The sequence below is a fragment of the Geobacillus zalihae NBRC 101842 genome, from assembly GCF_001544135.1.
In the GTDB taxonomy this organism is placed as follows: Bacteria; Bacillota; Bacilli; order Bacillales; family Anoxybacillaceae; genus Geobacillus; species Geobacillus zalihae.
Map to the genome: position 1 here is coordinate 54,859 of NZ_BCPV01000010.1, position 19,973 is coordinate 74,831.

Annotated in this window: 18 protein-coding genes, 1 pseudogene and 1 other annotated feature; of the genes and pseudogenes, 4 read left to right on the forward strand and 15 right to left on the reverse strand. The window is 57.0% G+C overall.

The window, feature by feature from the left end:
* Positions 1 to 97 precede the first annotated feature (97 nt).
* The 6 genes from GZ1_RS05165 to pepV form a co-directional block, all read right to left on the reverse strand.
* The gene (locus tag GZ1_RS05165) at positions 98 to 880 is read right to left on the reverse strand and encodes a phosphotransferase family protein (RefSeq protein WP_060788029.1); all 783 of its coding nucleotides are present in this window, start codon (positions 878 to 880) and stop codon (positions 98 to 100) included.
* A gap of 308 nt (positions 881 to 1,188) precedes the next feature.
* Positions 1,189 to 3,345 carry a type I pullulanase gene (pulA, locus tag GZ1_RS05170; RefSeq protein WP_060788030.1) on the reverse strand — a complete coding sequence of 719 codons (2,157 nt, stop codon included), beginning with the start codon at positions 3,343 to 3,345 and terminating at the stop codon, positions 1,189 to 1,191.
* A 101-nt stretch (positions 3,346 to 3,446) separates the two neighbouring features.
* Complete coding sequence (locus tag GZ1_RS05175; protein ID WP_015375646.1) at positions 3,447 to 4,385, reverse strand: hypothetical protein; 939 nt, start codon at positions 4,383 to 4,385, stop codon at positions 3,447 to 3,449.
* 11 nt (positions 4,386 to 4,396) lie between these two features.
* Positions 4,397 to 4,975, reverse strand: coding sequence for an RNA 2',3'-cyclic phosphodiesterase (thpR, locus tag GZ1_RS05180; protein WP_060788031.1), 579 nt, complete (start codon positions 4,973 to 4,975; stop codon positions 4,397 to 4,399).
* Entirely contained in the window at positions 4,972 to 6,156 is a 1,185-nt protein-coding gene (gene malA / locus GZ1_RS05185; RefSeq protein ID WP_060788032.1) for a maltose permease, read from the reverse strand. The genes thpR and malA overlap by 4 nt, the downstream gene beginning before the upstream one ends.
* A 69-nt stretch (positions 6,157 to 6,225) precedes the next feature.
* Positions 6,226 to 7,641 carry a dipeptidase PepV gene (gene pepV / locus GZ1_RS05190; protein WP_083509271.1) on the reverse strand — a complete coding sequence of 472 codons (1,416 nt, stop codon included), beginning with the start codon at positions 7,639 to 7,641 and terminating at the stop codon, positions 6,226 to 6,228.
* 250 nt (positions 7,642 to 7,891) lie between these two features.
* Between pepV and GZ1_RS05195 the strand changes: the two genes are divergently transcribed.
* Positions 7,892 to 8,113, forward strand: a complete 222-nt coding sequence (locus GZ1_RS05195; RefSeq protein WP_008880936.1) for a DeoR family transcriptional regulator — start codon at positions 7,892 to 7,894, stop codon at positions 8,111 to 8,113.
* Positions 8,114 to 8,208: 95 nt separating this feature from the next.
* Here GZ1_RS05195 and GZ1_RS05200 read toward each other — a convergent pair whose 3' ends face one another.
* Positions 8,209 to 8,955 (reverse strand): pseudouridine synthase, encoded by a 747-nt coding sequence (locus GZ1_RS05200; protein WP_044744751.1) that lies wholly within the window; start codon positions 8,953 to 8,955, stop codon positions 8,209 to 8,211.
* A gap of 104 nt (positions 8,956 to 9,059) precedes the next feature.
* Here GZ1_RS05200 and GZ1_RS05205 point away from each other — a divergent pair, with 104 nt between their 5' ends.
* Positions 9,060 to 9,272, forward strand: coding sequence for a hypothetical protein (locus GZ1_RS05205; protein ID WP_060788033.1), 213 nt, complete (start codon positions 9,060 to 9,062; stop codon positions 9,270 to 9,272).
* A 201-nt stretch (positions 9,273 to 9,473) separates the two neighbouring features.
* Here the strand turns inward: GZ1_RS05205 and GZ1_RS05210 are convergent, their stop codons facing one another.
* Complete coding sequence (locus GZ1_RS05210) at positions 9,474 to 11,099, reverse strand: putative polysaccharide biosynthesis protein (RefSeq protein ID WP_060788034.1); 1,626 nt, start codon at positions 11,097 to 11,099, stop codon at positions 9,474 to 9,476.
* Between the two features lie 113 nt (positions 11,100 to 11,212).
* Between GZ1_RS05210 and GZ1_RS05215 the strand changes: the two genes are divergently transcribed.
* A complete protein-coding gene (locus GZ1_RS05215) occupies positions 11,213 to 12,523 on the forward strand; it encodes a BaiN/RdsA family NAD(P)/FAD-dependent oxidoreductase (RefSeq protein WP_060788035.1) in 1,311 nt (436 codons plus the stop codon).
* 192 nt (positions 12,524 to 12,715) lie between these two features.
* Here GZ1_RS05215 and GZ1_RS05225 read toward each other — a convergent pair whose 3' ends face one another.
* From GZ1_RS05225 to GZ1_RS05250, 7 genes and pseudogenes are all read right to left on the reverse strand, one after another.
* Positions 12,716 to 12,895 carry a sporulation protein Cse60 gene (locus GZ1_RS05225; RefSeq protein WP_008880941.1) on the reverse strand — a complete coding sequence of 60 codons (180 nt, stop codon included), beginning with the start codon at positions 12,893 to 12,895 and terminating at the stop codon, positions 12,716 to 12,718.
* Positions 12,896 to 13,010: 115 nt separating this feature from the next.
* Positions 13,011 to 13,163: pseudogene (locus GZ1_RS18060) on the reverse strand (M4 family metallopeptidase); the annotation flags it as partial.
* A 450-nt stretch (positions 13,164 to 13,613) separates the two neighbouring features.
* A complete protein-coding gene (locus GZ1_RS05230) occupies positions 13,614 to 13,928 on the reverse strand; it encodes a rhodanese-like domain-containing protein (RefSeq protein WP_011232313.1) in 315 nt (104 codons plus the stop codon).
* A gap of 57 nt (positions 13,929 to 13,985) precedes the next feature.
* Entirely contained in the window at positions 13,986 to 16,403 is a 2,418-nt protein-coding gene (leuS, locus tag GZ1_RS05235; protein ID WP_060788036.1) for a leucine--tRNA ligase, read from the reverse strand.
* 76 nt (positions 16,404 to 16,479) lie between these two features.
* Positions 16,480 to 16,701: a binding site (T-box leader), on the reverse strand.
* A gap of 493 nt (positions 16,702 to 17,194) precedes the next feature.
* Positions 17,195 to 18,394 (reverse strand): MDR family MFS transporter, encoded by a 1,200-nt coding sequence (locus GZ1_RS05240; RefSeq protein WP_015375657.1) that lies wholly within the window; start codon positions 18,392 to 18,394, stop codon positions 17,195 to 17,197.
* A gap of 210 nt (positions 18,395 to 18,604) precedes the next feature.
* A complete protein-coding gene (locus GZ1_RS05245; protein ID WP_011232316.1) occupies positions 18,605 to 18,769 on the reverse strand; it encodes a hypothetical protein in 165 nt (54 codons plus the stop codon).
* Between the two features lie 18 nt (positions 18,770 to 18,787).
* Positions 18,788 to 19,051: a YtzC family protein gene (locus GZ1_RS05250; RefSeq protein ID WP_011232317.1), complete on the reverse strand. Its 264-nt coding sequence runs from the start codon at positions 19,049 to 19,051 to the stop codon at positions 18,788 to 18,790.
* 285 nt (positions 19,052 to 19,336) lie between these two features.
* Here GZ1_RS05250 and mnmM point away from each other — a divergent pair, with 285 nt between their 5' ends.
* Positions 19,337 to 19,924: a tRNA 5-(aminomethyl)-2-thiouridylate-methyltransferase MnmM gene (mnmM, locus tag GZ1_RS05255; protein WP_060788037.1), complete on the forward strand. Its 588-nt coding sequence runs from the start codon at positions 19,337 to 19,339 to the stop codon at positions 19,922 to 19,924.
* Positions 19,925 to 19,973: the final 49 nt, after the last annotated feature.

A 19,973-nucleotide genomic window follows, 5' to 3' on the forward strand; every position in this document is an offset into this window, starting at 1 on the left:
CGTCATCGACAGCGGAAACAAACGGCGCGGCGACAACCGAACGCAGCGATCGCGCCGCCCCCAGCGCCGGCCGTTCGGACGCTGAGGCCTCGCTTGGTCAACTCTCTACCATGACGCGCTTCAATAACCGAAGCGACTGCTCCTTTTCTTTTTGGCCGTCCTTCCCTTTCGGCCAAAACAGCGAGTGCAACGTATGAGCGATCGTATACCACTTTAGGCGGAGGCCAAGCTCCTGGCTCCATTCCCATCCATATCGGTCGAGCCACGTCTTCCATTCGGCGCGCGGAATGTACAGATGAAGGAGCATGCCGATGTCGATCGCCGGATCGGCGATCATCGCTCCGTCCCAATCGATCAAGTACAACGTGCCATCATCGGCCAGCAGCCAATTGTTATGGTTGATGTCACAGTGGCAGACAACATATTCGCCATCCGGCAATGACGACACATGCTGCTCCAGCCAGTCAAGCGCCTGACAGACGACAGAACCACCGGCCGGATGACGCCGCTGCTGCTCAGCGAGGAGAGCGAGCATTTTCTTCGCGCGCAGCGGAGATTTGCCGAGCCGCTTCAGCATCGTCACCAGCTCTTTTGAACGATGGATTTTCCTTAGCAGCGCCGCCACTTGCTCGCTTCCCATCTCCCACGGCTTCAGCTCCCGGCCGTTCAGCCATTGCTGGGCCGTAAACACATCGCCGTTTTCGAGCCGTTTCGTCCATACAAGCTTCGGGACGATGCCCTCGGCCGACAATACAGCCAGAAACGGAGAAGAATTCCGCTTTAAAAACAATTTCTTTCCTTCATATTCCGCAAAATACGCATCCCCTGTAGCGCCGCCAGCGGGAGTGATCTCCCACTCCTTACCTAGTAACTGTTCCAAGCGTGTTCACCTGCGACTTAAAAATAGAAACATCTCCGTTTGCTTCTCGCGCCCAAATAAAAAGGACGGCCAGGCCGCGTCCTTCCTCCGTCCGTTTTACTTGTATTATACTGAAATACCGCTCCGGCATGCAAACATTTTTCTCGGCAAACGCCTTGCTTAAAACTGCCAAAGCGGAAGCGCCCCGCGGCTCCCACTCCGGTCGGCCGCCCTTTCCCGTTTCGTCTCAACGGCGGCATGTTTCATCAAATCGATAACCACCGCTCCTCTGCAAACCTTGAGACAATTCCCACGCGCCGTCTGAGCGATTACCCCGCAGGCTGGACGAGCACCCATGTGCCGATGCCGTCAAGCCGAAGCATGCCGCGCGCTTGGCCAAAGGGCGTTGTCCCGCATCGCTGTCCGTCGCATACAACCGCCCACTCGCGCTCGTCGGGGAGCGCAATGGCTGTCTCTTTCTCCTCGTTATGATGCACGACGATGATGTCCTCCCAAGGCCCATAGACGTCGGCATCATGCAATCGGTAGGCGATGACCGACGGCGGCAGCGGCTCAAGAAACGTGAAATGACGCAGCACTTCCGCCTCCGTGGCGAGGCGAAATGCGCCATGCGCACGGCGAAGGGCGATCAATCCTTGAACGTAGCGGACGTCGTCTTCATAGCGGCTTTTCCGCTCCCAATCCAGCTGATTGACCGCATCCGGCGATCGGTAGCTGTTCCCATCGCCGCCTTTCGTCCGATAAAACTCTTGGCCGCTGTGCAAAAACGGAATGCCTTGCGCCAACAGAACGATCGCCGTCGCCAGCTTTTGCCGCTTCCTCCGGAGCCATTCCGGCTCATCATGGTTGGCCGCCTCCATCTTATCCCAAAACGTATGGTTGTCATGACATTCGACGTAATTGATTGACTGACGCGGGTGGCAAAACAGCCCGCCGAGCGCTCGCAAGCTCCCGGCAATGGCGAGCTTCACCTGTTCTCGCCCGCCTGGGTTGCCGAGGGCGAACCCACGGTCCGGCAAATGAAAGGTGCTCCCTTTCACCGCATCGCGAAACCGGTCATTGAAATAAGCGAAGCGCGGCAGCTGCTTGGCGTTGGCCATCGTCGCCTTTTGTTCCGGTGGAAGAGGCGTCGGCAAATCCCACCCTTCCCCATACACAAGGATCGACGGATCGATGGCGTCGAGGGCATCGCGCACCGCTTTCATCGTCTCGATATCGTGCACGCCCATCAAATCAAAGCGGAACCCGTCAATGCCATATTCTTTCGCCCAAAATACAACCGAATCGACGATCCAGCGGCGCGCCATCCGCCGCTCCGAAGCGATGTCGTTGCCGACGCCGGTGCCGTTGGCCGGTTGGCCATAGGCGTCGTAGCGGAAGTAATAGCCGGGAACGAGCTTCTCAAGCGGCGATTGCTCCCGATCGTAGACATGGTTGTAGACCGCATCCATCACGACGCGCAATCCGTTTTCATGCAACGTGCGGATCGCCTGTTTCAACTCGATGATGCGCGCGTATGGATCCGCTGGATCGGTCGCATAACTCCCTTCCGGCGCATATAGATGAAGGGGATTGTATCCCCAGTTGTAAGCCGCTTGTGGGTCGCGCTCATCGACGCCCGCAAAGTCCATAAACGGCATGAGCTGCACATGGGTGACGCCCAGCTCTTTGACATACGAAAGCCCGGTGGCCGTCCCGTTCGGCCCGCTCGTGTTCGTTTCGGCCAGCCCGAGATACTTCCCTTTATGGACGGCGCCGCTGTCCGGGTGGCTGGTAAAGTCGCGGATGCTCAGCTCATAAATGATGGCATCCGTCGGCGAACAGAGCGGCGGAAGCGGCAAAGAGGGCGGCGCCAGCTTCGTTTTCTCCCAGTCGATCACGACGCCGAATTCGCCATTGACCGAAACCGCGGTCGCATACGGGTCCACTGCCTCGCGCCATACGCGGTTGATGCAGGCGATATACGTGTAACACGCTCGCTCCCAATCGCCGGGGACGGCGGCTGACCATACGCCGCGCTCGCCGCGCTCAAGCGGCACGCAATGAACCTCGCCGAGATGCGGATGAACAAGCTTGACGTTGACCGCGGTGGCAGTCGGCGCCCAGACGCGAAATACGGTCTGTTCTTTGAAATACTCCGCTCCTAACGGCCCATCATAGAAAAACCGATCATCAAATGCAGGAGTGCGCACAACGGCGCCGATTTGAACATCGGTCTCCTCCCCGCGGCAAGAACGCACCCAGTATGTCGCTCCAAACTCGAACGCGGATGCAAACCGGCACACATATTTCACCGTCTCCCCAACATCCTCGACGTGCTGCACGGACAGCGGAATCTCCTCGCCGCTCGGCGCCACGAGCGTAAACGGCGCCATTCCATCAAAGCCGAGCGATTTCGGCGCAAGCACAACGATTTGATCCATCTCGTCCAAATAGGCGGCAAACGTTCGGCTGATGTGAAGCATGTGCGTTCACCCCTTTTTTCTCCGGTTAATACCATCATACGTAAAAGAAAAAGGGCGGTGCCAAATCATCGGCCGGTCGCCCTATCGATGCACAGATGTTTCTATTGTTGCCCTTCCTCGCTGTTCATATTCTCGTCTTGCCGGCGGTCGTAAAAGCTGGCGCAATGGCGAAGCAGCGCCTCAGCCGCTTTCAGCTGCCCGTGCCGAAGCGGGAGAGCTGAGCGGCGCAGGCGGGAAAACCACTCGTCATAATTTCGCTTATCAATATAGCGGATAAACGGAAAAAGACCGCCGCTGTCAATGTAGCCGGAGCGGTTTAACAGCACGAGATGGATCGGCCAATCAACCCCATGTTTGCGAAAAATCTCCGAAACGATCTGCTCCGTCCGCCGCAGCGACACGACCGGGTTGACCAGCCTCGTTTCGTTCGTTCCGGCTTGTTCCACCCAAAACCGGCCGGTTGACGCCATGACGATGTTATCCGGCCTTCCTTCGACAAAGGCAATGCACCAGAGCGCGGATGGCGTCAACATCATCGTCTCCAGCTCCACCGGCGCCTTGCCGACCATCGCCACCGGCCGGTAAAAGCATAAATGCGTATCCGGAAACCGCTGCAAAAAATATTTCAACGTCTCATCGCCATACACGGCCTCATCGAGGGAGGAAACGTACATCATCGTGGAACTCGCCCATTTCAGCTGCAACTCGAACAACTCATCCAAAAACTGCTGTTTCAATTCCTCCAGAGTAGCCGCCGGACGAGCCATCGGCGCAAGAGAAAACGGCTCTTCTTCCGTAAGCGCGGCACGGCGGCGCCATCGTTTCGTCAGCCGTTCCCACCATGACGGTTTGTCAAGCCAAACATCCCACGTCTCGCCCGTTTCAAGCCATCCGCTGGCCTCAGCCGTTCGTTCGGCTTGCCACCGCGCTTTTGCCTGCTCCCATTGCCGCTGCTTGAGCCGGATGAACTCCGGCACATAATAGTACACATCCGTTTCGTAGCGGGAAATGCAATCCATGAGTTTAACGAGCTGACCCATTGTTTCACCTGCTATTTCCGGCCATTCATCGGCGCGCCAAGCAACGGGAACACGGCGATCGCTTCGTACTTTGGCGTCCGTTCCATATTCGTCCGATACAGCACGATCTCAGGCACCGAAAACACCACCTTGGCCGCGGCAAGCGAACGGAGGCGATCCGGGCGAAACGGTTCGGCTCCCTGCCATTTGCGGGCGATCGTAATATGCGGGGCAAACGGACGCCGGTCCAAGGAAAACCCAAGCTTCATGCACGCTTCATACACGTCGCGCCGCAATCCATTCAACGCTTCTTCCGTTTCGACTCCTTGCCAAAAAACGCGAGGCGCCGTCCGCTCTCCGAACGTCCCAAGCCCGGCAAGCGCGAGGGAAAACGGGGCGCTTTTGGCGGCGACGGCGGCCATCGCCTCGCACAGCGGCGCCATTTTTTTCGGCGGCACATCGCCTAAAAACGCGAGGGTGATATGATAGTCCTCTTCATGCACCCATGTGCGAAACGGCAGCGACGACGCCGCATCCCCCGAAAATCGGGCAATGGCTTGTTTCGCTTCAGACGTCAGCGGAACAGCGATAAAATAATGGCTTCGTTTCACTTCTCTTCACCTGCCGTTCGTTCTCGTTTTGCGAGCAAAAGGAGCACGAGCACACCCACGATCGTGCAGATGCTAAAAAACAAGTAGACAGCGCCGATTTGCCAACGCTCAAACAAATATCCGCCCACCAACGTGCAAAACCACGCGCCAAGGCCATTGCCGACCGCTGAGTATAACGCCACGGCCGTCGCCTGCACCCGCTCCGGCGCCAAGCGGCGCGCATATTGAAGCGCCGTCGGGATCGCCAGCCCGACCGAGCAGCCTTGGACGACCGCCGTTGCATACACAAACCAAAGAGGCGGGTCGACCGCGTACGACAGCCAGCGAACCACGGAGATGAGCGCAGCCAATAGAAGAAGCCGCACCATGCCGAAACGGCCGATGAGCCGATCCGCCGCTTTCATAAACGGCGCCTCGCTGCCGGCGGCAAACAAAAAGGCGAGGCCGATGCCAGTTAACGTCCCGCCCAACTCATGAATGAGCAGCCCGAAATACGAGTTATTGGCCAAAATCGGACCAAACAGCAAAAATGTTGCGACAAGCAGGAGCTGAAACGAGCGGACGGACAGCAGCCCGCGCACATCCTGAAACGTCAACGCCCCCGGCGCCGCCATCGGGTAGCGCGGCAGGCGGGCGGCCAAAACAGACGCGGCCAACAGCGCCAACGAAAAGGCGTAAAAAATGACCGCAAACGCGACATGATCGGACAGCCATCCGACAACCAACACCGACGCGGCAAACCCGATCGAACCCCAAAGTCGAATCGCCCCGTAGTTTCCGCCCGAGCGGCGCACATGATGAAGGGCGATGCTGTCGGAGAGCGGAACGATCGCGCTTTGCGCCGCCGAAAGCAGCACGGTCAGGGCGACGAACACCTGGTAGCTTCCGGCCAGCGAATAAAGAAGCCCAAACAGCGCTGTCACCCCGAGCGCCAGCGTCAACAGTTCGACCGGTTTGCGCGTATAATCGGCCGCCGTGCCCCAAAGCGGCTGGGCCGCCATCGTCACGATCGGGGGAAGCGACATGATCCAGCCGATCGCCGCCCCCGAAAGGCGCGCCTCTTCCTGCAAATAGACGGACAAAAGCGGAAACAACGCGCCAAAAGCAAAAAAGATGAGAAAATAAAAGAGCGGAAACACCTGTTTTCGCACCGCCGCCTCCCGTTTGAACGCCGCTTCCATCCCGTCCCCCCTTTCGTTCAAACAACGCCCGCCCCGCTCTCTTTTTTCGCCGGGGCGGCGGACCGCCGTTTATTTCGCCAGCTCGTAAATCGCCTGCGCGTAAATGGCTGTCGCTTTCACCAAATCGTCGATTTCGATATACTCATCTTTCTGGTGGGCGACATCCGGACGGCCCGGAAACAACGCGCCAAACGCCACCCCGGCGTTCAAGGCGCGGGCGTATGTGCCGCCGCCGATGGCCAAAAGCCGGGCCGGCTCGCCCGTCTGCTCTTCGTAGACGCGCTGAAGCGTGCGGACAAGCTCGTGGCTCGGATCGATATAATGAGGCTTCGTATCGCTGAAACGGCTGAGCGCGAATCCATGTTCAGCCGCGGCGCCAGCGAGCGTCCGGCGGATCGCCTCGCCGTCGGCCGTCACCGGATAGCGGATGTTCAGCCCAATCGTTCCGCCATGCTGCCGGTCATACGACAGCACCCCGACGTTGACGGTCAAGTCGCCGCTTTGTTCGTCGCGATACGCAAGGCCAAGCCGCCGGCCGCGGGCATCGCCGAAAAAGGCGGAGGCCACAAACTGAATGAACGGCCGGCTTCGGCCATCGAGCGGAAGCGACGCCAAAAACTGCGCCAAATAGACGCCGGCGTTTTTGCCGCGCTCCGGCTCGGCGCCATGAGCGGACACCCCTTCCAATTGAAAGACGACGTCCCCTTCGCTTTGCCTGATGCTCCCCTTTACGCCGCGCTCCCGGCAAAACTGTTCATAGAGGCCAAGCAGCTCCTCCGTCCGTCCCGCTCCTTCCACCACCGCTTCAGCCGCATCCGGCACCATATTGTAGCGGCGCCCAGCTTGGAATGAGGCAAGCGCGAGCCCTTCCGCCTCCGCCGATTCAGGCGGGCGGTACGACAAATCGGCGTCAATGATTCCTTTTTCGGCATGAATGATCGGAAAATCAGCATCCGGCGCAAATCCGACATCCGGCATTTCTTCATGACGAAAATAGTGCTCTACGCACCGCCAGTCGCTTTCCTCATCGCCCCCGATGATAAGCCGCACCCGCTTGTCAAGCGGCAGCCCGAGGTCACGGATGATTTTCATCGCGTAAAACGCCGCGACGGTCGGCCCTTTGTCATCGATCGCGCCGCGCCCGTAAAGGCGGCCATCGCGCACCTCAGCGGCAAACGGATCCATCGTCCAGCCGTCCCCAGGCGGCACGACGTCGATATGGCCGAGCACGCCGACAAGTTTCTCCCCATGCCCCATTTCGATATGCCCGGCAAACCCGTCCACATTTTTGACGCGAAACCCTTCCTCCCGGCCGCGGCGAAGCATATGCTCAAGCGCCTCGGCCACCTTGGGCCCAAACGGCGCGCCCGGCTGCGCCTGCTGATCATCGCGGACGCTCGGAATGCGGACAAGCGCTTGCACGTCGCGGACAAGATCGTCTTTTCGTTTCTTCGCTTCGTTCATCCAGTCGATGTTCAACGCCATTCTTCCTTTCCTTATTCAACACCCTTTGTTGCCAACGTATCATATCAAAAACAGGAAGTCAAAATGTTTCATTCGTTGCAAATCGATTTCCGTTTCATGACAAAATGTTGAAATTTTTCGTGAATAGAGGCAACCGGGTAGCATTTTCCCTCTCATTTCGTGTACAATGGTAGTAAACAGACAAAGACATCTCTCATCTGCTAGCGGTCGGTTGTGCCATGCGAATGATGCTAAGATAGGGAGTGGTCTTTTGAAACCTTCAACACATCGGATGCTTACCCGCATCAAGTCCGTGTATATGTACATTAGCGAAAAAGGAACGGTTACGACCCAAGAGCTTGTTGATGAGTTCGGCACCACCCCACGAACGATCCAGCGCGACTTAAACGTGCTTATGTACAACGATCTCGTTCGCAGCCCAAGCAAGGGCAAATGGACGACCACAAACAAAAAAGTGCGCATCTCTTCGTAAACCCGGTGCCAATAGGGTAGGCAAGATGAGAGATGAACGCAAACCATTTTTCCACAGATGAATATCCACTATTTTTCCATAAAAAAGGAACCGCGTCAGGTTCCTTTTTTTTCGTCCGTCTCTGGCCGGTATTGCTTCAACATGTCCACCTCTTCGTCCGTCAATTCCCGATACTCGCCGACGGCCAAATCCGGGTCAAGGGCGAGCGGCCCCATTTGAATTCGTTTTAAATAGACGACCCGCTTGCCGACCGCTTGGAACATCCGCTTCACTTGATGGAACTTCCCTTCGGTGATCGTTACCTCGACATCGGAACGAAGGCCGGATTTCAACACAACGAGCTTGGCCGGCTTTGTTTCATAGCCGTCATCAAGGACGACGCCGCGCTGAAACGCCGCGACATCCGCTTCCGTCACTTCCCCGTCCACGACGGCAAAATACGTTTTCGGCACGTGTTTTTTCGGCGACAACAGCTGATGGGCGAGCTGGCCGTCATTCGTCAAGAGCAGCAGCCCTTCTGTATCTTTGTCAAGCCGCCCGACCGGAAACGGGGAAAATGCCCGGTCTTCTTCTTCAAGCAAATCGACGACCGTCTCTTCCACGGCATCTTCCGTCGCGGAAACGACCCCCGAAGGCTTATTCATCATCAAGTAAATGAATGGCTTGTACTCGACCGTTTCTCCCCAAACGGTCACGATTTGCTCATCCGGCCGCACTTTCGTTTTCGCATCACGAACCGGCGCGCCGTCCACTTTCACCGCTCCGGACTTGAGCAGCTTTTTCACTTCCTTCCTCGTCCCATACCCCATATGGGCGAGCAGCTTGTCAATGCGCAGCTCCACAAATCTCCCTCCTAAAAATATGGCCTTCATTAGGCGTTCATCTAGTCCGCTTCCGCCTTCCCCCCATACACTGTGAAGGAAACATCAAGAAGGGGGATTTGCCGATGAATGAATATTACTATTATGTCCCAACGTTGGATGATTACCGTCAACAGCCGCCAGCCAGCCAATTTTGGCCCGGATACCCAGGCGGGCCATTCGCCAACTGGGCGCGGCGCATCGAACGGCTTGAGCGGGACGTCGAACGGCTCGACCGCCGGCTCAACCGGGTGGAAAGCCGCCTCGATCGCATCGAACGCCGGCTCGGCCTGTCATAAGCGAAATGGAGAAAGAAGGCGGGGACGACCGCCTTCTTCTTTTTTTGCCGCAAGCCGAACGGCATGGGGGAGGGCGAAAAACAGCCGTCGTCGAACCCTTTCGCTCGGGCGCCGCGATGTTCGCAAGAAGCGCCGTCCGCCAGGCTCCCGGCCTAAACGAGCCGCTTCTAGGAAACGGCCGATCCCCCCATACACCCTCGTCTACGATACCGCCTTTTTCTCTTTCCGGCGCCAAAACGCAAACCGGTCGCCAAACAGCGCCGAAAACAACCCGGAGCGGATGCTGAGAAACAAGTAGACGGCTGCCCCGACCGCTGCGCCGATGGCAGCAGCGCCCACCGATTCAGCGGTGCTGGCGCGGTAATCGATCCATCGGGACGCCAGCGCCTCGACCCCCATAACCGCCGCTGACATCGCCGCCGTCAAGATGGCCATAAACGCCGTCCGGCGGGCGACAAACCGATAGCGGTAGCGCGTGCGGCGCTGAATGACCCATAAGTTGAACGCCACAGAGACGAAATAGCCCGCCATCGTGGCCACAATGGCCCCGACGGCCGACCATTTCATAATGAGCGGCGTGTTGAGCAAAAGCTTCACAAGCAAGCCGGCTGTCAAACTGACGACCGTAAACCGCTGCTCGTTGATGCCTTGCATGATCGCCGCCGTCACAGAAAACAAAGCGTACAAAATCGCCGCCGGCGCATACCAGCGCAACACTTGTTCACCAAGCGGATCATAGCTGTAAAACGAGCTGTACACCGGCCCTGCCAGCACCGCCATGCCAATCACCGCCGGGAGCGTTAAAAACATGAGCACTTGAAACGTCTGGTTCAAATATTGCCGCAGCGCTTTCCGATCTTGCGCGACATACGCTTTCGTAATCGTCGGGATGAGCGCCAAGCTGAACGAGGTCGCGAGCGTCACGGGTATGATGACGAGCTTTTGCGCCCACATGTTGAACACGGAATACGCGTGCTCCGAGATGTTCCCGCGGCCCGCCGCCGCCATCGCGTGATTGAACGTAAACTGATCGACGAGCTGGTACAGCGACATCGACAAGCCGACAAAAACAAACGGAATCGAAGAAAGAAGCAGCTCTTTATACATCGCCAAAAGCGACACGTCCGCTTCGCCGCGGTCACGCGCAAGCAGCGACTGCAAATACGGACGCCGCTTCCACCAATAGACAAGCAACACCAAAAGCCCCGCCGCCGCCCCGACAAACGCGGCAAACGTCGCCGCGCTCACAGCGGAGACGATCGAGCCGTCCATCAGGCGCAAAATGACGTAGCACGCCCCAAGCAAAAACGCGATGCGCGCGATTTGTTCGACGACTTGCGACAGCGCCGTCGGGCCCATCGACTCATGTCCTTGGAAAAATCCGCGGATCAAGCTCATCACCGGCACGATGAGGAGCGCAAAGCTGACCGCGCGGATGACGGCCGTGACGTCGTCGACCGAGTTGACGTTCGTTTTCGCATCGATGACGTGCGGCGCCAAGATGGGCGCCAGGGCGTACAAAATGAGCCATGAGGCGATGCCGCTTGCGATCATCAAGACAAGGCCGGAGCGAAAGAGCCGATAGCCGACGCCGTATTCCCCAAGCGCGTTGTATTTCGACACAAACTTTGACACCGCCACCGGCAGCCCGCCGGTCGCCAAGCTCAAAAAAATTTGGTACGGCACATAGCCGTATCCGTACAGCGCCCCGCCGCGCTCGCCGACAAGATGGTAAAACGGGATGACGTAAAATAAACCAAGAAGGCGAGAAATCATCACGCCAGCCGTTAAAATAAACGTGCCGCGCAGCAGTTTCGATGTTGACATATGACCCCTTCCCTAGCCATGGACGTTGAAAATGACAACGTATCTATTTTACCATAGTTGTCAATGGAACGAAAAATATCGGCCACGCGCAAAAAAGAAAGGGTGGAATGAACATGGGATACGACGTCATCATCATCGGCGGCGGTCCGTCCGGGCTCATGGCGGCCATCGGCGCCGGCGAAGAAGGGGCGAAGGTGCTCTTGTTGGAAAAAGGAACGAAGCTCGGGCGCAAGCTCGCCATCTCCGGCGGCGGACGCTGCAACGTGACGAATCGGCTGCCGGTGGATGAAATGGTCCGCCATATTCCCGGCAACGGCCGCTTTTTATACAGCGCCTTTTCCGTATTTAACAATGAAGACATCATCCGCTTTTTTGAGCGGCTCGGCGTGCCGCTCAAGGAGGAAGACCACGGCCGCATGTTTCCCAAAAGCGACAGCGCCCAGTCGGTCGTCGACGCGCTTGTTCGCGAATTGTCGCGCCTTGGCGTCGATGTTCGGCTTGAATCGCCAGTGGCGGACGTGTTGTATGAACAAGGAAAAACAGTCGGTGTCACGCTGAAAAGCGGGGAGACGATCCACGCCCGTGCGGTTGTCGTCGCCGTCGGCGGCAAATCGGTGCCGCAAACCGGCTCAACAGGCGACGGCTATCCGTGGGCGGAAAAAGCGGGTCACACGGTGACCGAACTGTTTCCAACCGAAGTTCCGATCGTCTCGCATGAGCCGTTCATCAAAGAGCGGACGCTGCAAGGCTTGTCGCTGCGCGACGTCGCGTTAAGCGTCTTAAAGCCGAACGGCAAGCCGATCATCACCCACCGGATGGATATGCTGTTTACGCACTTCGGCATTTCCGGCCCAGCTGCTCTCCGCTGCAGCCAGTTTGTCGTTAAGGCGTTGAAAAAAGCGGCGGACGGCGCGGTCAAAATGAGCATCGACGCGCTTCCGGACGTGACACAGGAAGAGCTGTTTCAACAGTTCGCCAAGCTGTGCAAAGAGGAGCCGAAAAAGGCGATGAAAACGATCGCCAAAACGGTGCTTCCCGAGCGGTACGCCGTCTTTTTGCTCGAGCGTGCCGGCATCGACCCGCACGCCTCTGCCGGCACGGTCGGCCATGAGGCGCTGCGGGCGTTTGCCCGACAGTGCAAACAGTTTACCTTTTACGTCCACGGCACGCTGCCGCTTGAGAAAGCATTCGTCACCGGCGGCGGCGTGTCGGTCAAAGAAATTGAGCCGAAAACAATGGCCTCCAAATGCATGGCCGGCCTTTACTTTTGCGGGGAAATTTTGGACATTCACGGCTACACGGGCGGCTACAACATCACCGCCGCCCTTGTCACCGGGCGGCTCGCCGGCGTGAACGCCGCCCGCTATGCATTGGCGGAAAAAAACGGGGCGAGCGGCTCCGCGGGGCAGACAGCAACGAATTGACCGCCGTCCTCATGCCCCTCGGGTGCTCCGGGGCGTTCGCTGACATTCCGACAACGCCCGTCTTCAAGGCGGGCGATCGCAAAATTTCGCCGCCTGAAATGGAAATGCCGCAACGAAAAAAGCGTCGCCCGCTTTGGGGGGATCAGCACGAAAACGGCCAAAGAATCCCGCAGTCTGGAGCCGTGTGAAGTGTCAAGTCCGGTAAATGACCATGGCGGAAAAACAGTAGATTTGCTCGCCTTCCGATTCCATCGCCGCCACGCTGTACTTGACATCGATCAACTGTCCGTCTTTCAATCGGGCTAAAAAATCATTGACCGCCGCTTCCAAATCTTTTTCATGCTCTTTATCAAACACTTTCACTTTGTACATCGCCATTCCCCCGTTTTCTTTTTCCTTTTCCACGCATTTAGGGAAAATCCTGCCCACAAAAGGCGTCACGCGCCCCCGAACAGCGGGACGCGTGACGTCAGAAACTTCATTCGTCTTAATACACTCCAACCGCATTGAACGCCTGTTTCACCGAGTTGACTTCTTGGCTTGTCGACCCGTACAAATCAGCGGCCGCTTGCACGCAGGCGGCGCGCAGCTGGCTGAAGTTCGACGTCGGCGTCAAATAGTAGACAAGCGCCCGGTAGAAACTTTCATCAAGCGGGCGAATTTCAAGCGGTCGCCGAGTTTCAACAGAGAGCTCCTCCTTCGAACAAGTGTCTGATTTTACCGAAAATTATATCCTTTCCTTTTTTTTCTTTCATCACACTTTGGTACTAAAACAAAATGGAAAAAGCGCCCCAAAAAGCTGGGACGCTTTTTCGCTCATGCAAGACCAGCGGCAAACAACCATTGGACCGTGCGGGAAGAACAATATTCACCGTTGAGAAACGCGGAACCGCCCGACTCCCCACTATACGCCGACCGAAGACGCGCAAGCCGCCGGACGCATGAAAAGGCCGGCGCCAGCAAGCCATTCCTCTTGACCGAGCGGGGCTGTTCCATCCGCTGACACGTTCGGTCGTTTTGGTCTCGACAAAAACGGGATCACTTTGGATGATGGCCCACCGCCATGCCCTGTTCTTTGAGCCGAAAGCGCTTATTGCTTCGGCGCCGTTTCGCCTTCCCACTCGAGCATGCCGCCCGTCATGTTGCGGACGCGATAGCCGAGCTCTTGCAAGTAGCGGCAGACGTTTTCGCTCCGCCGTCCGGAGCGGCAGACGAAAATATATTCTTCATTGCGGTCGAATTCCTCAAGCCGATCGGGGATGTCGCCCATTTTAATATGTTTGGCGCCGGGGATCATGCCGAGGGCGACTTCTTCGTCTTCGCGCACATCGACAATGTTCAGCTTTTCCCCGCGTTCGAGTTTTTCTTTCACTTCAGCCGGCGTGATTTCCTTGATCTCTTCCATGGCAGATCGACCCCTTTCGTTGGTGGATCAGGAGCGGGCCGAAGCCCGCCCTCATCATTAGTTGGCGACGATATTGACGAGCTTGCCGGGGACGGCGATCACTTTGCGCACCGTTTTGCCCTCAAGCTGCTCTTTGATTTTTTCATCGGCGAGCGCCCGCTCCTCGAGCGCTTCTTTTGGCAAGTCAACGGGCACGTGCAAACGCGACCGCACTTTGCCGTTGATTTGCACGACGATTTCCACGACGTCCTCGACAAGCTTCGTTTCATCATACGTCGGCCACGGTTCATAGGCGATCGTGTCCGTGTGGCCAAGCTTTTGCCACAGCTCCTCGCCGATGTGCGGACAAACCGGTGACAACAGTTTGACAAACCCTTCCATGTATTCTTTTTTCATTTGCTCGGCTTTATACGCTTCGTTGATGAACACCATCAGCTGCGAAATGGCAGTGTTAAAGCGCAATGCTTCATAGTCTTCCGTCACTTTTTTCACCGTTTGGTGATAGACGCGCTCGAGCGTGTCGTTCGCCGGTTCGTCGACAATGTTCGGGTTCAGTTCGCCATGTTCGGTGACAAAGAGCCTCCAGACGCGGTCAAGGAAACGGCGCGCGCCGTCGAGCCCTTTCGTCGACCAGGCGATCGACGCTTCAAGCGGCCCCATGAACATTTCATACAGCCGCAGCGTGTCGGCGCCATGGCTTTCGATGATGTCGTCCGGGTTGACGACGTTGCCTTTTGATTTGCTCATTTTTTCATTGTTTTCGCCTAAAATCATCCCTTGGTTGAACAGCTTTTGGAACGGTTCTTTCGTCGGCACGATGCCAAGGTCATAAAGAAACTTATGCCAGAAGCGGGCATAAAGCAAATGCAAAACCGCGTGCTCCGCCCCGCCGATGTAAACATCGACCGGCAGCCACTTTTTCAGCTTTTCCGGATCGGCGAGCTGCTTGTCGTTGTGCGGGTCGATGTAGCGCAAATAATACCAGCAGCTTCCAGCCCATTGCGGCATCGTGTTCGTTTCGCGCCGCCCTTTTTTCCCGGTTTTCGGGTCGACAACATTGACCCATTCTTCGATGTTGGCGAGCGGCGATTCGCCCGTTCCCGACGGACGGATTTCATCCGTTTTCGGCAACACAAGCGGCAATTCCTCTTCCGGCACCGGCGTCATCGTGCCGTCTTCCCAATGGATGATCGGAATCGGCTCGCCCCAGTAGCGCTGGCGGCTGAACAGCCAGTCGCGCAGCCGGTACGACACTTTTTTCCGCCCTTTGCCGTGCTCCTCAAGCCAGGCGATCATTTTGTCGATCGCTTCCTGCTTGTTCAACCCGTTCAAAAACTCGGAGTTGATATGCTCGCCATCTCCGGTGTACGGTTCTTTTTCGATATCGCCGCCGGCGACGACTTCTTTCATCGGCAAGTGGAATTTTTTCGCAAACTCGTAGTCGCGCTCGTCGTGCGCCGGCACGGCCATGATCGCTCCGGTGCCGTAGCTCATCAAGACGTAGTCAGCGATCCAAATCGGAAGCCGATCGCCGGTGACCGGGTGAATGGCGTACGCGCCGGTGAACACGCCCGTTTTTTCTTTCGCCAAATCGGTGCGCTCAAGGTCGCTTTTGCTTTGAATTTCCTTTAAGTAGGCGTCAACGGCTGGCTTTTGCTCCGGCGTCGTGATTTTTTCAACGAGCGGATGCTCCGGCGCCAAGACGGTGTACGTCGCGCCAAACAGCGTATCCGGACGCGTCGTGAACACGGTGAATGTTTCGTCATGGCCGTCGACGGCGAACTCGATTTCCGCTCCTTCCGAACGGCCAATCCAGTTGCGCTGCATCTCCTTAATGCTTTCCGGCCAGTCGAGCTCTTCCAAATCTTCAAGCAAGCGGTCGGCATAGGCGGTGATTTTCAGCATCCATTGCCGCATCGGCTTGCGGATGACCGGATGCCCGCCGCGCTCGCTCCGGCCGTTGATCACCTCTTCGTTCGCCAGCACCGTGCCGAGCGCCGGGCACCAGTTGACCGGCACTTCATCCATGTAGGCGAGCCCTTTTTCATACAGCTTCAAGAAAATCCATTGCGTCCATTTGTAATAGTTCGGGTCGGTCGTATTGATCTCCCGGTCCCAGTCGTACGAAAAGCCAAGCGATTTGATTTGCCGGCGGAAATTGTCGATGTTTTTTTGCGTAAACTCCGCCGGGTCGTTGCCGGTATCGAGCGCATATTGCTCGGCCGGCAGCCCGAACGCGTCCCAGCCCATCGGGTGAAGGACGTTGTACCCTTGCATCCGCTTCATGCGCGCCAAAATATCGGTCGCCGTATATCCTTCCGGATGGCCGACGTGCAAGCCGGCGCCGGATGGATACGGGAACATGTCGAGAACGTAAAACTTCGGCTTGTCATCATCATCGGACGTGCGGAACGTTTTGTTTTTCTCCCAATAGTCCTGCCATTTTTGTTCAATTTCGCGGTGGTTGAAGCTCATCGCAGCACTCCTCCTATCAAGTTCTACTTGCATCATTGACGAAAATATGTACAAAAAAACCCCCCCATCCCCACAGCAAAGGGACGAGAGGCGCGCTTCCCGCGGTACCACCCTTTTTGGCGCGCCAAACGGCGCACCCGCTTTCTTCCTTAACGCGGATGGACGGCCGGCGCTGTCGATGACCGTTCACGCCGGCAACTCCGAGGCGAGTTCACGAGCCGACTTCGGTTGACTCGCACCATCCGTCAACTCTCTGCCGTCCGTCGGGCCCGCTACTGCTCCTCTTCACCGTTATTCGCCTTATTCGCACGTCAACTACCCCCACTTCGCTAACGCTTGAAGTGGGGGCTTGCAACTCCCCAGAAGTGCAAACGGACTTCGTCCTCCTTCCTTGACTTGGGGTTGCATCAGGGGGCAGGTTGACGACTACCCAACGACGCAGGTCATGCCTGCATCGTTACCGATTCTCTCGGTGTGTCTGTTGGCAGTACTTGGCTTCCACACACAACAGACAGACCTACGCTCATGTTTTACGGTTGCAACGTTTCCTGCAACCAACTCCATCCATCGAGCAGCCGTTATTGGAGTGCCTTTATTTAACAGTTTTCTCCACGTCTTTATTCTATCATACACAAAAGAAAGGGGGAACGCACATTCCTCTCCCACTTACTCCCTTTGGTCGTTGAAGTGGGAGTCTCCTGCGCGAAATAGGATGAATCGAGCGATGAGTGGACAGAATGACAAATTTATTATTATTTTAAAAAATTTGTCGATCAATTGCAAGCCGAAATCTATACGGAAGCCGCGGTTTTTTCATCCGCGTTCTCCGTCCGCTTCGGGAGCCGACGATCATGCAAAAGCGCGGCCAGCACCGCCAATAAGGCAAACAATGCTAACATCATGATGAGCAGTTTCATTCCAAACAGATCGGCGACCGAGCCGCCGATGACCGGTCCGATCATCCGTCCGGCCGTGGCCGTCCCGTTGACGATTCCTTGGTAAAACCCGGCTTTCCCCGGGGGCGCCCATTCGTTCACCGCGGCCGGAATCGCCGGCCAGACGATCATCTCGGCGATCGTGAGCACCATCATGGACGCGGCAAACTCTGCAAACGAATGCGCCCCCAACAGCATGGCAAACGAAACGGCGAAAATAAAAAAACCGATCACGATTTGCCGCTTCAACGTCGGCATGAAGCGGCGGATGACCGCTGACAACAGCGGCTGGGCCAAGACGATCAACGCCCCGTTGATCGTCCAAAGCAAGCTGTACTGCCCGACTGGTATCCCGAGCTCGCGTGTATAGGCGGCGATCGTCGTCGACCATTGGACATAGCTCAACCAACACAGTCCATAGCCGGCGCAAAGGAGGGCAAGCGCCCAGCCCGCGGAGCGGGATGGCGCTCTTTCCGCTTCTCCGGATCGTTTCTTTCTCGGCGGCGGCAAGAGCGGAACGCGGCGCAGCCCGGCCACAACCGTAAACAAAAACGCGGCATACAACAAAAGATTGGCGAAAAAAACGAGCGAGAACGAATATGAAGCGACAAGCCCGCCAAGCGCCGACCCGACGGCGACGCCGATGTTTTGCGCGACATACAAGGCGTTGAACGCCCGCCGCCCCCCTTCCGGCCAAATCGCCCCGGCGTACGCCGACGCCGCCGGAAAGACGACGCCGCTGCCAACGCCGACAAACGCCAAAAACACCGCATAATGCGGCCAACCGTGCCAAACGCTTAAGCCGCCGAGCGCGGCCATCGTCAACACCGCTCCGGCCAACAAAACGCGAAACCCGCCGATCCGGTCAAACAAAAAGCCGCCGGCCAAGCTGCCGATGACGCTTCCCCCAGAGTTGAGCATGAGCACGACACCAGCGACAGCGAGCGGCTGGCCGAGCTGTTCATGCAAATAGATCGTGTTTAGCGGCCATAGAAACGACGCCCCTGTCACATTGAGCGCCATGCCGACAAGCAGCCACCAAAGAGCGCGGGGCATCGGTCATCATCCTTTTCTGGCTTTTATTTTGAGTTCCGAAATAATTGTAGGGGAAAACAGGAAAAAATGCAATCAAAAAGGCGGAGCGTTCCGATGCGTCCGCCACTTTTTTGCCAAACTAACTCCCCACGGAAACAATGGCTTTTGAAGCGGGGCTCCTGCGCGAAAAGAAGAACAAGTTGGAGCGGCTTCCGCCCCTTTGGCTTGTCGTCACCCGTTCCGCTGCTTGGAGCGGATCGGTTGGCCGCCCGTTTCCTCGTATTGCTTTTTCGCCAGCTTCACCGGGTCAAAGTCTTGACCAAGCTCAAGATCGTTATTGTTTTGGCCGTTGCGTGTTTTTTGTTCCGGATTCGTTTGTTTCAAGCGTCGCTTCATGTTGTGTTCCTCCTCGTTTCAGCGGTCAAGCAAAATCATGTCGTTTTGCAATTGCTCCAGTTGGAGCCGCATCCGATGCAGCTGCTCGCGCTGCTGGGCGTTGCAGCTTCGCGCCAAGTGCGCTAAATCGATGACCGTCTGCTCGAGCATCTGCTGGGCGTTGGTGTATTCGGTGATGTTGTAATGCTCCTGCTTTTGCGCTTCCGTATATTGCTCTTTCGCGTAGCGGATCACATCTTCACACCGCTGCAAAAATTCCTCAACGGATTGTCTTGTCGCCATGCGCTCACCTCGTTTCGTGATATTCCCTCATGTTTACTATGCGCCGCATAGGCCGGCCGTATCACGCCAATGATTGGCAGCGGTCGATTTTCCATGAAGTTTTTGTTACAATGCCGACGTGAGGATCTTCGTTCAGCTCGATCAATGTCGGTCAGCTCAAGGTTTTCTGTCACGCCGGCGCAGAGGATGGAAAGTTTAGGGGAAAAGCGATGGCATCCGACACTTTGGCGCAACGCCACGCCTGCCAACGTAAACGATGAAACGATCACAAGGAGGGGCCAACCGATGGCTTTGATGAACATTTTGCCGTTTGCCCGCTTTTTGCTTGATCAAGCAGTCAACGAAGGCGACATCGCCGTCGACGCGACCGTCGGCAACGGGCACGACACCGTGTATTTGGCCCAACGCGTCGGGGATTTCGGCCATGTGTTCGGCTTTGACATTCAGTCTGAGGCCATCACCGCCGCTTCCGCCCGCCTCGCGAAACATGGGCTATGCAGGCGGGCGACGTTGTTCGAGCGAAGCCATAGTGAACTGCTTGAGGCGCTCCCCGACTCCGTTCACGGACGCATCGCCGGCGCCGTGTTCAACCTCGGCTATTTGCCGGGCGGCAATAAGCAAATCGCCACCAAGCCGGAATCGACGATTCAAGCGGTCGAGCAGCTTCTTTCCATCCTAAAGCCGGGCGGCATCATCGTTCTTGTCGTCTACCACGGCCATCCGGAGGGAAAGCGCGAACGCGACGCGCTCCTTGATTACGTCCGCTTTCTTGATCAACGGCGCGTCCATGCCTTGAAATACGAATTCATCAATCGTCAAAACAACCCGCCGTTTTTGATCGCACTCGAGAATCGGGCGGATGGGGGCGCCTGATTCCGTCCGATCCGCCGACGAACCACTGCTCTCGCCAGTACAAGCAAAC